At 37.0% G+C, this 14,348-nt stretch carries 14 protein-coding genes; 3 read left to right on the top strand and 11 right to left on the bottom strand.

Going from position 1 to position 14,348, the window contains the following annotated elements; genetic code table 11:
• Positions 1-159 precede the first annotated feature (159 nt).
• Entirely contained in the window at positions 160-810 is a 651-nt protein-coding gene (locus KEM10_RS20260; protein WP_212218857.1) for a cation diffusion facilitator family transporter, read from the top strand.
• Here KEM10_RS20260 and KEM10_RS20255 read toward each other — a convergent pair.
• From KEM10_RS20255 to KEM10_RS20205, 11 genes are all read right to left on the bottom strand, one after another.
• Positions 807-1,280, bottom strand: coding sequence for a hypothetical protein (locus KEM10_RS20255; protein WP_212218854.1), 474 nt, complete (start codon positions 1,278-1,280; stop codon positions 807-809). The genes KEM10_RS20260 and KEM10_RS20255 overlap by 4 nt on opposite strands.
• 11 nt (positions 1,281-1,291) lie before the next feature.
• A complete protein-coding gene (locus KEM10_RS20250; RefSeq protein ID WP_212218851.1) occupies positions 1,292-1,795 on the bottom strand; it encodes a DUF1287 domain-containing protein in 504 nt (167 codons plus the stop codon).
• 147 nt (positions 1,796-1,942) lie between these two features.
• Positions 1,943-3,412, bottom strand: coding sequence for a right-handed parallel beta-helix repeat-containing protein (locus tag KEM10_RS20245; RefSeq protein WP_212218846.1), 1,470 nt, complete (start codon positions 3,410-3,412; stop codon positions 1,943-1,945).
• A 121-nt stretch (positions 3,413-3,533) separates the two neighbouring features.
• Positions 3,534-4,727, bottom strand: coding sequence for a M24 family metallopeptidase (locus KEM10_RS20240; protein ID WP_212218844.1), 1,194 nt, complete (start codon positions 4,725-4,727; stop codon positions 3,534-3,536).
• A gap of 128 nt (positions 4,728-4,855) precedes the next feature.
• Positions 4,856-5,467 carry a DUF4386 domain-containing protein gene (locus tag KEM10_RS20235; protein ID WP_212218842.1) on the bottom strand — a complete coding sequence of 204 codons (612 nt, stop codon included), beginning with the start codon at positions 5,465-5,467 and terminating at the stop codon, positions 4,856-4,858.
• A 211-nt stretch (positions 5,468-5,678) separates the two neighbouring features.
• A complete protein-coding gene (locus KEM10_RS20230) occupies positions 5,679-6,773 on the bottom strand; it encodes a serine hydrolase domain-containing protein (RefSeq protein ID WP_212218838.1) in 1,095 nt (364 codons plus the stop codon).
• Between the two features lie 75 nt (positions 6,774-6,848).
• On the bottom strand, positions 6,849-7,226 hold the full coding sequence (locus KEM10_RS20225; protein ID WP_212218835.1) for a protease inhibitor I42 family protein: 378 nt from the start codon (positions 7,224-7,226) through the stop codon (positions 6,849-6,851).
• A 23-nt stretch (positions 7,227-7,249) separates the two neighbouring features.
• The gene (locus tag KEM10_RS20220) at positions 7,250-7,624 is read right to left on the bottom strand and encodes a protease inhibitor I42 family protein (protein ID WP_212218832.1); all 375 of its coding nucleotides are present in this window, start codon (positions 7,622-7,624) and stop codon (positions 7,250-7,252) included.
• A 231-nt stretch (positions 7,625-7,855) separates the two neighbouring features.
• Positions 7,856-8,170, bottom strand: a complete 315-nt coding sequence (locus KEM10_RS20215; protein ID WP_212218829.1) for a DUF3795 domain-containing protein — start codon at positions 8,168-8,170, stop codon at positions 7,856-7,858.
• 19 nt (positions 8,171-8,189) lie between these two features.
• The gene (locus KEM10_RS20210; RefSeq protein ID WP_212218826.1) at positions 8,190-8,714 is read right to left on the bottom strand and encodes a hypothetical protein; all 525 of its coding nucleotides are present in this window, start codon (positions 8,712-8,714) and stop codon (positions 8,190-8,192) included.
• A 49-nt stretch (positions 8,715-8,763) separates the two neighbouring features.
• On the bottom strand, positions 8,764-9,966 hold the full coding sequence (locus KEM10_RS20205; protein ID WP_212218823.1) for a patatin-like phospholipase family protein: 1,203 nt from the start codon (positions 9,964-9,966) through the stop codon (positions 8,764-8,766).
• A 689-nt stretch (positions 9,967-10,655) separates the two neighbouring features.
• Between KEM10_RS20205 and hypD the strand changes: the two genes are divergently transcribed.
• Entirely contained in the window at positions 10,656-13,109 is a 2,454-nt protein-coding gene (gene hypD / locus KEM10_RS20200; RefSeq protein ID WP_244826069.1) for a trans-4-hydroxy-L-proline dehydratase, read from the top strand.
• Between the two features lie 187 nt (positions 13,110-13,296).
• Positions 13,297-14,205, top strand: coding sequence for a glycyl-radical enzyme activating protein (locus KEM10_RS20195; protein WP_212218820.1), 909 nt, complete (start codon positions 13,297-13,299; stop codon positions 14,203-14,205).
• Positions 14,206-14,348: the final 143 nt, after the last annotated feature.

Below are 14,348 nucleotides of genomic sequence, written 5' to 3'. Positions count from 1 at the left end.
CTTTTCAACCACTCATTTACTTCTTACATTATTGTAGGAAACCACTGTAATATCATACATGATTGTTTGTTTGAGTCCGTTAAAATCCCTAATAATTGGGATTTGAGTAAAACTAAGAAGTCTCTAGCTTTGTTAGCTAACAAGGCAAACACTGTTACTATGCATCAACACAAGCACGAAAGGAAAACATTTTGGGTAGTACTATTAACCGCTATAACAATGGCAGTTGAAATATTCTATGGTTTATCCACCAAGTCAATGGCTCTTTTGGCCGATGGTATACATATGGGATCGCATGTTTTGGCTATTGGTTTAAGTTGGATGGCATACATTTTTGTACGAAAAGCATCGAAGAGTAAAAAATTCACCGGTAATTCAGATAAAATATTATCTCTTTCAGGATACAGCAGTGGTTTAATACTATTGCTATTTGCCATTGTTATAATGATTGAAGCATTAGAAAGAATCTATAATCCTCAGGAAATAGTTTACAAAGAGGCCATTCTGGTTGCTATTATTGGACTGGTGGTAAATGTGGCTAGTGCCTTTTTATTACATCACGATCACGAACATTCAGATCATAACATACGGGCAGCCTATTTGCATGTGATTGCCGATGCTTTAACCAGCTTGTCAGCAATTTTAGGATTAACAGCTGCCATGCTATGGGATATTCCGTTTATTGATACCATTGCAGCCATCATCAGTTCTTTGGTTATTATTAAATGGTCGGTTGGTTTATTAAAAGATTCAGGAGCATCACTACTGGATATGGAAAAGGGTGAGCATCATGATCACCATCATCATTAATTCTGATCGATTAGTTCCTGAATTTCGCTGAGATGGAGTTGAAAATGCCGAGGAAAATCATTCACCATATCTTTTAATGAAACCAAACCACTCCCCGAATCCCATTGATTAGCTAACTTTGATTGATCAATCTGCGCTACTACATGAGTATAATGCAGATGAGCATATTTCCAGAGCTGCACCAGTGTTTCCCAATCTTCATCCTGATAATTTTGAATGGATATCCAACGATCATTGTTTCCATTACTGGCATAACAAGGAAATGAAAACGGACTGGATTGATACTGCAAATGAATAATGCGATGAGTATTGTTTGATGCTGAATCGATCATATGTCCCACTATCTGCTTAATGGTTCGATTCTGCTTATTTCTTCTAATTTTAATAAGCTCCTGATCTAAGCCACTGAGTAGAGTTTCCCATTCTGTAACACCTTGCCCGACTTTTTTAATTACATCATTAAAATTCATTTTCGTAAGTTTTATTTTTGATAGCGATAATGACCAATTATTTCATAACTGAACAAGCAATCTTCCAAAACCTGACCGGCCCCAATATTATGCACTATAAGATATTTATTCTGACTACTTGACAGGACAGAAGAAACAAGTCCAATATGTGTAACTCCTCCGCCCAAATTCCAACAAACAATATCGCCCGGCTGATAATCTTTAGGGTTTCCTGACTTTGACAACTCTATACCAAATCTGCTAAAGAAAGTCATTAAGTTGGGTACTCGTCGGTGATCTATATTTTTATCAGTAGTTTTTAATCCCCATTTTTTCGGATACAAATCAAAGTGCGCATTCATATCTTCATGCACTTCCTTTTGAAGGTCAACATCAAACATTCGATAAGCGCGAATAATTACATCGGTACAAACACCCTTGCCTGCCGGAATATCACCATTGGGATAGTCAATGCCAAAATAAGACGGATCGTAAATCACATGCTGTTTGGTTAAGAACAAAGCAGAATCTGCCAATTAATCGAAGAAAGTATTCTGACTTTGCATGGACGTAACACAACAAAATACAAAGCCAACAAACAGATAGAGTTTATACATCAATTAGTTTTTAATGAGTTAGCACTCAATAAAAATACGCTTTAATATATAGATTTGATAATTTTATTATTCTGCCTTTTCAAATAAATTAATTAATGCGGCAATACGTTCTTTGACTGTTTCATTATTCAAAACCTTTTTAACTTCCTTTCTTGTTATTGAAAACTTTTTCTCTTGCGACACCTGATTAAAAGCGCCAATAAAAACATTATCAGAAAAGAGTGTATTCTGATCCTGCCCCCATTCAAAAATGCCTTCCACTCCTTTTTGAGTTAGGAAAATATTATTACTAATTTGTGTTTGCTGAGGCCATTTGTTCCCCCAATTTCCCATTTTAATAACTCGATAATCAAGCGTATCACTTTCTCTTTCTTGAAGAACAATCAGGTTATTATTAATTCGTGTATTTTCAACCGGCCCGGTTATATGGATAGTGGGCGTAAACCATCCTGCCTGAGTTGTAGGATATTTTCGCAAACCGTCATTCACACTTATATTGTATCGTATAATGGTTCCGGTAGTTCCTTTATTCCAGTTTTTACCCAAAGAATATCCATCGTTACAAATCAATAGAAAACCACCTGCATTATCGTGACTATAATTATATTGAATTACGGTGCCATGACAGTTATAGTCGGCATCAAAACCCTGACCATCCCACTTGGCATTGTGACCACTCACTTCATTGTATTGAATAATAGTATTATCACAGCTCCAAGGCCAGATACCAGCTGCTGCCTCGGCATGCGATAAAATATCAGGACAATCTCGTATTACATTGTATTCAATTATTGCTCCATCACATCCAATGGGTACAATACCATCACCCGGAACACCTTCAATCAAATTACCTATAATATGAACATTAAGGCTAGGAAACCAATTATCTCGTCCGGCATACCCACCAGAATAAATCCCGTTTCTACCACAATTTTGCACATGACAACCTTTGATAATCAGGCCATCAAAACAGGTCTGTATGCTATCGCCGGAATTCTCCCAGTAAATTCCCCCTCCGGCACCTTTCTGTTTCACCAAACTACCATTAACATCGTGCACTTTCAGGTTTTCTATCTTCACAGAATGCCTTACACCACTGTTTTTCGCTTTTATATAAACACCAAAACGGTACGTTTCTCTTTCCTTTCCTGAATTGGTAATTTCCAGATCGTGAACTTCACAAAAGGCAGGATTTTCTAACAACAATCCAAATTGCTTTTGTCCTTGCCCATTAAAAATAGGCCTGTTTGCATTTGCTTCACCGTAACTACCTACATAAATTATTTTACCTTCTTCTCCCTCCAAACGTAATTCCAACGGTTGGTTGAAAACACTCCCGTTTTTAAAAAACAGCGAATCTCCTGCATGCATCTGTAACTGGCGCACCCTTTTTATAGTTGCCCACGCTTGATGTGCCGTTGTGCCGGCATTAGAATCAGAACCTCCATTAGAATCCACATAGTAATTGGTCGCATTTAGGCTTGACTGCAACAAACACATAAAACTTATTGACAGAAGAGTAAAATAATTTTTCATTGGATTAATTCTTAAAAATATAATGCGAGTTAATCATTCCAACATAAACTTACTAATACAAAAAAGCAGGAAACTAATACATTTCCTGCTTTCTTATCTTTTTATATTTAGAAGTAAATTTCTACTCAACCAATATTAATCCCTGATTGGTTCCGGTGATGCACCGCCCTCCCTCAGGAGTTACCACAAATGTATTTTCGATACCTACCATCCCTACTCCTTCAATACCTTTTTTAGGCTCCACGGCAAAAACCATATTCTCTTCAAAAGGCATATCGAAACCTTTAGCTAACACAGGTAATTCATCAACAGTTAAACCAATACCATGCCCCAAAAACTTCACTTGACGATTACCAAATCCCATAAAGTTAGTTTGAAAATCAGGCGACAAACTATCCATGATTTTTTCGTAAATCATCTCTCCTGAATTGCCTGGCTTTAACATGCTAGCGACCCTATTTTGAATATCCACACATTGCTTATGAATGTTAATAACCTCCTCTGGCTGCGACTGACCAAACATGTATGTCATTGTTTTATCGGAATGATATCCGTTTACACCAATGCCCATATCTACAAAAACCAAATCACCCTTCTGAAGCTTACGCTGACGACTTCCCAAACTTGGCTGGGCCGCATTCAGTCCACGATTACCGCCGGGCCCATCAAAGTTGGTTGGCATTAACGAACTGGTGCCAAATCCCAACTGTGCAACCACTATTTCAGTATCATGCATAGCAAACCTAGCTGTTCCCTGATGACCTTCTTTCACCATTACTTCGTACAGTTCGGCAGCCAAATCAACTTCGGTCATTCCTTCACGTAATAAAGCCGGAACTTTTTCCTCTAACACACGCTGATGAATTTCTCCTGCCTGTTCCATGAAATTCAATTCCCAGGCACTTTTAATAGCGCGAGTCATTGATACCTGAAAATCTAAACCTATAAATGAATCGAACAGAAAGTGTTTTTGTACACGCTTAAACATAGCCAAAGGCACAAACTCAGTTTCGAGATATACAATTGATGGCTTTTGTTGATAAGCTTCTGCAGCATCACGGTAACTTCCCATTTGTCTGATATCTTCAAATGCAGACTCTTCCACAGCACGATCGTAGCTACGACGAACCCAATAAATGGCTCCATTATTTCGCTCAACCACCAACATACCTTCCTGCATTGATCCGGTGAAATACAACAAATTTAATTTACTGAATATCATTGCCATTTGCCAGTCTGGATTGTGTTCATTCATCAACCGGCAAAACGATTCCATCCTCATCTCTAATTCTGAGGCCGGTGTTTTCTCGCTCATAAAATTGTGTTTTTAGAAGCTGCAAAGATAACAGCAATCTCATATTTCAGGGGGCTATTGCGTACAAATTATTAATTAGAAACAGTAAGCTATTACAAGGTGAGAATACTTCAATTTAAACCTTATAATTACTCACGACCTCCTTTAACAAGAAACCAAACAGCCAAAGACATCTCTCCTACAATACTAGGTAAAGCTACCAATGCCAGAAAAATATCACTATAGTCGGAATAATTAGACAGTAAAAAATGAGCAGCTGTATCAACCATATACATCAATCCGGCAATAACTAAAAAGATGGCAATAATGGCAGGATTCTTTATTATTCTACCCAGAAGTATTAAATGAATACCAAAAAAGAATAAACCAATGAGCCAGATGGTATTAAAAATCTCTACCTGTTTTAAGATCTCGTCACTGGTATTTGCACTAAGTGCCATAGGAAGAGCAAAAATAGCCACCCCCATAATAGCCGCATGCATCATCCTAAAAAGAGTACTTAAACCCGATAAAATATGTTTTTTATATAGTTCATACAGCGACCATGCTACCACAACATCAAAAACTACGGTAATCAAAAAAGACAAAATACCGAAACGTACAGCCATAGAATGATCCCTAACGGTAACCAGTGGATCTTTGAGTATTGATTCGAGCACGAAAAAATTGGCAAATATGGCGGCAAAGAATATTACCAGATAGCTTATTCCTGTTATAACAGATAGTTTTCGGGATGTCATGGTTCGGATATTTTTAGTTCGTAATTAGCATGTAAACACCCTAACATCTTAATTGTTTATCCAGCACCCATATAGCCAATATGAAAATGAATCACAACTTCATTTTATTTCCAACAATAAATTAAAAAAGAACCTCTAGATTTCTTGGGGAATCGAGTGTAAAACCTGCCCCCAAAAAGCTAATCCGCTCTGAGTTCCTAAAAAATGATAGTTACAATCTATTTTGTAATTGAGGATGAAGGCTGGTAAGATCTTTAATGAGATATTCCAATGGAGTCCGCTTGTTTTTAGGAATGTGCTTATTGTCTGCATTAATAACAATCACCAAATCCAGTTTAGGAACAATATTGATAATCTGCCCACCGTTTCCAGGAATAAACCATGAGTTTAATCCATATTCGGTTTGCACCATTTGCCACTGATATCCTCCATAAAGCGGATGTTTAATTTCAATGTATGGTGTAAATATTCTATCGATCCAATCAGGCGACACTATTTGCTTATTCTCCCACTTGCCTTTATTTAAATGCATCAAAGCATACTTAGCAATATCTCTCGATTTTAATTCAAGCCCACCTCCCACATCAACGATTCCATTTTTCTCAAACCAATAATACTCTTTAATTCCAAGAGGCTGAAATAAGTTATCATTGGCAAAATCTGCAATATTTTTTCCGGTTGCTGCTTTTATTATTTCGCCGACAATAATATTATTGGGTCCACTGTAAGCATATTGTGTACCCGGAACTTTACTCATAGGTAAATTCAAAGATTCATCTAACCAGTTATCCTTCTTATCCATTTTCACACCCATATTTTCAGGGTCGGTTATGGGTAATGAAACTTCATCCCAGGCAAAACCCGAGGTACTGGCCAAAAGATTTTGTATGGTTATTTGATTTTTAAGTGTGTCGCTCTTGAGGGATGCATATTGCGGAAAATAATCAAGCATTCTCTGATCAGTACCCTTTATTTTCCCCTGATCGATGGCAATACCGATTAAAATAGGACTCATACTTTTGGTAGTAGAAGCCATGTAATGCAAGTTACTGGCATCCCACCCGTTATAATATTGCTCAATTATTAACTCACCTTTATGAATAAGTAAGATACTCTGCAGTTTGCCATACTTACCATCAGCCACCTCTTTACTTACTTTTTCAAAGGCAACTTTATCAAAAGCATGTTTTTGGAGTGTAGAAACAGGTAGTCCATCATTTTTATTATGAGGAGGTTGATATTCTACATTTGATTGTTGCTTACATCCTGACAAGCCCAAAACAATCAACAATATTAGATATTTCATTCTGTTTGGTTTAGCAGTATAAATGTAAATATATCTTTACCAGTAGCCAACAAAATCAAATAAATACAGGATACCTTACTGCACTTTAACAATTACATAAACCGAATCAACGGCAGATTCAGCCTCCCACGGCCGACTGTATATCATTTTTAAGGTATCTACTCCACTCTTAATCCCTTTAAAAGACCATTTTTCAGTTCCACCTGCACCTATTAAGTTCGTATTAAGAGTTGTGTAACGCCAGTCCACAGAATCTACAGCTTCTACCGACTGTTTATTAACCCATTGCCATGAGTACCCGGTTGTAGAGTTTGATTTTAAACTGATGGTAAATTCATCGCCAAGGTCAATATTATAATCTTGCTGAGTACTACTTAAAACATTCTTTTCGGTTGTTTTACAGCTACTCAAAACAAACAATAATACAAATACGGTAAGAAACAAGTTTTTCATTGTTAGGATTTTGGTTTATCAAATTACTTTACTTGAATAACAATATTAATTGAATCGATAATTACATTGGTTTCACACGCAATGTAATGGAGTCTTATAGAATCCTCACCACTTTTAACACCTTTAAACCGCCATTTTTCGGTTCCACCAACATCGGTTAGATTGGTATTAAGAGTAATATAATGCCACGAGATTGAATCAATCACGTCTACCTTTTGCTCATTGTCCCATTTCCACAAATAACCATTATTTAAATGAGACCTTAAGCCAATAATAAACTCCTGACCAACATCTACAGTATAGGTTTCTTTAAATTTTTTTGCTATATAACTACTGCCCGATTTACATCCTAGCAGGATAATGGTTAGAATTATGATTGAAACGAATAGAGATTTCATTTTTCATTTAGTATCCAGATTAATATCATAAAATTCGAATGAGCATATTACAACATTATTTTTTAAATGTCCACCATCTTGTTCTTAGCTTACTTACATATAAAAGTTTTCATCAACAATTTATGGCTCCATTATCATATAAAAGCAAAGGCCATTGGCCCTTTCCTTAACACTATCTCTAACAATCAATTATTCTGATTTACTAAAAACGATTTTATTTTAACATTGTCTTTATTTCATCAAGCCTTTCTCACCTTTCTCCTTTAGAATTTGTTGGTTTTGGTACAAATCCTGACCATATTTCATCCACCTATCAGCAAACTTTCTAAATCGGCTGCACGGATAGTTAGAGCATTGGCCGCAGAATTGTAATCCTTTTTTCTCAACACAACAACCATAAATTGCTTTACATCTTCGTTTCTTCACACATCCATCTGCAGCACCTAAACATCTATTTTTAACCCGCACGTAATTGGGGCACCCACCACAGTAGATTCCGCATGGAGGAATCATTCCTCTATATTGAAGTTTCTTTGAATGCTTCAAACTATTTTATTTATGCCCATTATTTCCAAATATTATAATCAGCTATATCAAAATCTTGGTCTCCGTATATCTTATAAATAGTTTGCCATAACAACTGGTTATTCTTTGTTTCAACTATCACTTTGTAATACCCCACAGCTTCATCTTGCATACTTACTATTAAATTGTTATTCTCAGGTATGATTTTTTGGAGAGCTAAAGTTTCTATTCCTGTTGTATCTATTTTATTTAAAGAAAACAGCTCTATGAAATCAATATCCTGATGGGTATTCACTGCATTCCCCTGTATCACCCATGCTTTTTTTATACCGCCCTCACTGTAAATACTAAAAATATCATGTACCGGATTTGGATAAACACAAAGATCGGAACCTCTGCTCCAGTCATTTGGATTTCCCATGGTATAAAGCGATACACCATCAGAACCTTTACAAATCATACCAGTAACTAACTGCATATCTAACTTATCAATGTCTGTCTCTTCTTTTTTACAACCTGCAATTAAAACCATCATTAATATAATTGTGTATGCTAGTATTTTCATTGATATTTATTTACTTGATTTTTTTGTTACTAATATTAACCTTACATATTTACATTTCTTTCCATCTCTGCATAGCCTCACGATAGTTTTTATCACCATTCAGATAAATCACATCATTATTACGCTTTACTTTAAATGCAAGTGGCTGATTTAGCAGTTCACCAGCTTTCCATTCTTCAAAACAGTTTATCAACTCATTAATTTGTTGGTCTTTGGTCAAATCCATATCCAGTTCATATAAAACATTCACCAACTCCTTCATCTTATCAGACAAATCTGAGTTGAAATGAATAAGGGGAGACAAACGTACTATTCGCTTCTCAAAATCATCCCCATTGGTTGCCTTCAAAAACATCATGGTCACATAATTAGCCCAATCTGGCGGTTGATACAAGATAGTTTTGGCCTGATTCAAAACCGTATCACCAAAAAACTTCACCTGCGGTCCCCACTTCCACACAGCCCACTTTTTTCGTCGGTTCATAATGGCTGCCTGTTTATCGTTCCAGAATTGTTCTTTTGCCTTCTCCGACATAAGCTTATTACCTGTACCCAACGAAACAATCTGTATTTTATCCAACTCAACTCCAGCTTTAAACGCCTCAATAACACCTGCCAATATTGGATTATTGAATCCACCTAAAGCACCGTCCCACAAATCGTAAAACACCTCACTTTTTTGAGCCTTAAAACGGGCCGGAAAATCGAAATACTGAACCGGAGCATTCGATGATCCATGAATGGCCTGCGTCAGACGAACCGAATCAAAATCATCTGCCTGCGAAGGGTATGACTTAAAAAACTTAGCGCGATTATTAAGAGCATCATAGGTAGCTACCACCAGCTTCAAACTTTCTTTACCGATAAAAGCAGGTAAATCTTCCATTTGCCGCTTATCCACTTCTTTAAACAAACTTCTGAAGGCAATTAATTTCTGCTTTGAACTGTATTTAGGTCCAAACGGAATACCTAATAACCGAAGGTAATCAACCGGAAAAAAACGATTTTTAAATTTATTGGCACTGAAAATACTTTCACGGGTATATTTATCCTTAAATAGTCCTAAAGCCTCCTCCAGCGTCCAGTTTTCAGCCAAAGCTGCAAGTACAATACTACCTCCCGAGTTGGCCACTACCATATCAAAATCTCGCAATATTTCGTGCCCTGTAGCATCACCGTATCTATCGCGTAAGGTTAGCAATTGTAGTATGGCCCAACTGCCCCCTCCATCCAGCGAAAGTATTTTATACATAGTTCAGATATTAAGTTATGTTGCAAACCAAATATATTATTTATCTTTCACTTTACGGGTTGTAATAGACTACTCCATCCTAATTGCTTCTTTAAAAAGAACTAATCTAATGGCACTTATATTTTTGTTGTTTGAGTGACAACAAAAATAAAATCACCTCTTTTGCTGCAAACCTTTTGATCAGAGCATAAAAAACCCGCCTCAACATTACACCGTTTCGCTGAGGCGGGCTCCTATTCCATTTGGTTAGGCCGTTGCCTGGTTAAGAAGTTGAATTCGGAATAGGTTGGTTATACTATCAAGTAGTATAGGGTGTTCTTTAATTAAATTAAAGCTTAATCTATTAAAATAATCGTGACATAAGTTAAATAATAAAAGTACAAAAAGCAAAAGCCCCCCTTAAAACCACTCTATAATTAACATTTACTACTACTATTGGTAACATATCAACAATTTATACCCATTCTTATTTGTGATTTTTTTACCCATAATGAGAACAACAAAAATCCATTTTTAGTATTTTTACCCCACTAATTCTAATATCGTGTTTGTAAAAACGTACAAGAAATTATTCGAATGCCTGATTGTATATGTCGGGTAACATCTCACGAAGAGAGGTAGTAAACCATACTGCCTGAACTTATATTGCGTTTTTATTCAACAACTTTTCACACGATTATTATTTCAAAATGAACACTAAACAATCTTCAATTGCACCTCAAAGAGATGCTAATTCTGAGGGCAACTATTACAGCGAAAAATCAAACCGTTCTAAACCCGGAATGAATGAACGTATCCAACGACTTAGACAATTAACCGTTGATACTGAACCATCTCTATCTATTGAACGGGCACTCATAGAAACTGAATTTTACAAAGAGAACTACGGAAAATATTCCATTCCGGTATTACGCGCCCTCAATTACCTTGAAATATGTAAGAAAAAAACTATTTATCTGGGTGATGATGAATTGATTGTAGGAGAAAGAGGTGAAAAACCCAAAGCCGTCCCAACTTTTCCGGAACTAACCTGTCATAGCGTTGAAGATTTACATGTTTTAAACACGCGTGATTTACAACGATACACTATTAGCCAGGAAGACATTGACACATATGAACGTGAAGTAATCCCTTACTGGCAAGGTCGCACTCAACGTGAGCGCATTTTCAACCATGTACCGGAAGAGTGGAAAGCAGCATACGAAGCTGGTTTATTCACTGAATTTATGGAACAACGCGCACCTGGACACACCACGCTTGACGGTAAAATATACCAAATGGGTCTTAACGATTTCAAAGCTCGCATTGCTGAAGAAATTGACCGTTTGGATTTTATGAACGACATTGAAGCTACCGATAAATTGGAACAATTAAAAGCCATGGATATTTCATGTGATGCTACCATTTTATTTGCAGCACGGCATGCCGACTTAGCCGAAGAACTCGCGGCCAAAGAAAATAACGAAAAGCGTAAAGCAGAACTATTAAAAATTGCTGAAGTTTGTCGTTGGGTACCGGCTAACGCTCCCCGCACATTTTGGGAAGCTATTCAGATGTATTGGTTTGTTCATTTGGGCACGGTTACTGAATTAAATGGCTGGGATGCTATGAATCCGGGTCACTTTGATCAGCATCTGGCTCCATTTTTCGAAAAAGAATCTGCTGAAGGTACCTTAACTCGCGACGAGGCCAAGGAATTACTTTCGTGTTTCTGGATCAAAGTTAACAACCATCCGGCTCCTCCGAAAGTAGGAATTACGGCTCGTGAAAGTGGCACATACAACGACTTTACCAACATAAATATTGGTGGTGTTACTGCTAACGGTTTGGATGGAGTGAATGAAGTTTCTTACATCATGCTTGAAATTATTGAAGATTTGCATATTCTTCAACCAGGCAGTTCCATTCACGTGAGCTCTAAAACACCTGATCGTTTCTTAAAAGAAGGATGTAAAGTTATTCGTCAGGGACATGGATACCCTTCAGTTTTTAACCCGGATATTTATATACAGGAATTATTACGTCAGGGCAAATCATTAAAAGATGCACGCGAAGGTGGATGTAGCGGTTGTATAGAAGTAGGTGCTTTTGGTAAAGAGGCATACCTGCTAACCGGATACCTCAACGTTCCTAAAATCCTGGAAGTAACTTTAAATAATGGTATCGATCCGGTTACAGGCAAAAAAGCAGGTATTGAAACAGGCGATCCACGCGATTTTACATCATACGAGGAGCTATACGAAGCCTTTGTGAAGCAATTGAATTTTGTAGTTGATCAGAAGGTACGCGTTAGTAACTACATCGACCAAATGTTTGCCAAATATGCACCAGCACCTTTTCTTTCGGTTGTAATTGATGATTGTATCTCCAAAGGAAAAGATTATTACAACGGTGGACCTCGTTACAACACTAACTACATTCAGTGTACAGGTCTTGGTACTGTTACCGATAGTTTATCAGTTTTGAAACACCATGTTTTTGAAAAGAATACTTTCAATATGGATAAGATTCTGACGGCTGTAGCAAAAGATTTTGAGGGCGAAGAAATTCTACGTCAAACCATTTTGAACAATACTCCGTTTTTTGGTAATGATGATCCGTATGCTGACACTATTGCTTTAGGTGTTTATGCCGATTTATTAACAGCCATTGATGGTAAACCAAATACAAAAGGTGAGCAGTTTTATTTAAATATGCTTAGTACCACTTGCCACGTGTATTTTGGTAAGGTGATGGGCGCAACACCTAATGGTCGATTAGCAGGCAAATCCATTTCCGATGGTACTTCTCCATCTCACGGAGCTGATACGCACGGACCTTCAGCGGTTGTTAAATCCCTTACCAAGCTGGATCAAACCATGTCAGGAGGAACCTTGTTGAACCTTCGCTTTTTACCTAGTTTGTTAAAACGCGATCAGGATATTGCTAAATTGAGTCAATTAATCAGAAGTTATTTTGCTTTGGGTGGTCACCATGTTCAGTTTAACATTGTGGATACTGCAACCCTGTATGCGGCTCAGCAGAATCCGGATGATTATAAAGATTTATTGGTTCGCATGGCCGGTTACAGCGATTATTTCAACGATATGAATGCCGACCTGCAGCAAGAAGTAATTGATCGTACCGAAAACGAATCGTTCTAATTTAATAGATTTTTAGACGAATAGATATTAGACAATTAGATTAATGAGCATGATTCACAAAAACAGGCTATTAATCTGACATTCAAAAAACAGAATACACAGCCAAATCCGCAAGAATTAATTCATCACTGCGGATTTGGCTACCATCTATATTGACCACACTTTCATATCTGATCATAAACAACCAATGAGTAACAGCCTTATTTTTGATATTAAACGCTATGCCATCAACGATGGTCCGGGTATTCGACTAACCATCTTTTTTAAAGGTTGTCCGTTAAGTTGTGTATGGTGTCACAACCCCGAAAGTATTTCGCCACAAACACAAAAGATGTACTCAAAGCAAAAATGCATAGGAGCACAAAAATGTATTGAGGTTTGCCCGAATGATGCTTTACAATTAACACCGGATGGGGTTATCACTGATTGGGACAAATGTGCTGTCTGTGGTAAGTGCGCCGAAGTATGCCCAACTAAGGCCATTGAAATAAGTGGCGAACAGATGGATATCAACCAGCTATTAAAAACCATTGAAAGTGAATCACTCTTTTTTGATCAATCAGGTGGTGGAGTTACTTTCTCAGGAGGCGAACCTCTGATGCATTACAAAACGCTTCTTGAATTATTGGAGAAGTGTGGCCAGCGCCATATTCATCGCGTAGTAGATACCTCATTGTTTAGTCGATCTGAAATTGTAAAACAAGTTGCCGAAAAGACAGAACTTTTTTTGGTTGATCTCAAGCACATGGATGATGAGAAGCACAAAAAATACACAGGTGTTTCAAATCAATTAATACTTAAAAACATCCAACTTCTTTCAGATTTAGGTTCGGATTTCTGGATTCGCATCCCTTTAATTGAAGGAATTAATGCCGATGAAGAAAACATAAAAGCCAGTGCTGAATTTTTAAGCAAACTTAAATGGCCCTCAAAACTGGTCAATCTTCTTCCCTATCATGATATTGGTAAGAATAAACATTTGAAGCTGGGCTCGACCTACGATGGAGAAGGCATGCATGAACCTTCAGCTGAATTGATTGAGCGTTGTATACAAATATTCAAAAATAATGGCATTGAAGCCATTGTGGGAGGTTAATACTCAAGATGGTTGTACTATATTTTATTGCTTACTACTAACAACTATAAGCTAGTTGCTTCATTTTTGTATCTTATTAACTATTCTGTGTTTGATACATAGTGTAAGATTCGTAACTTTGCAGCTTGTTAATTAACGAGGAA

This window comes from Carboxylicivirga linearis (genome assembly GCF_018271995.1).
Taxonomy (GTDB): domain Bacteria; phylum Bacteroidota; class Bacteroidia; order Bacteroidales; family Marinilabiliaceae; genus Carboxylicivirga; species Carboxylicivirga linearis.
Note: the sequence above shows the minus strand (reverse complement) of the source record. Positions and strands in the feature narration are given on the sequence as shown.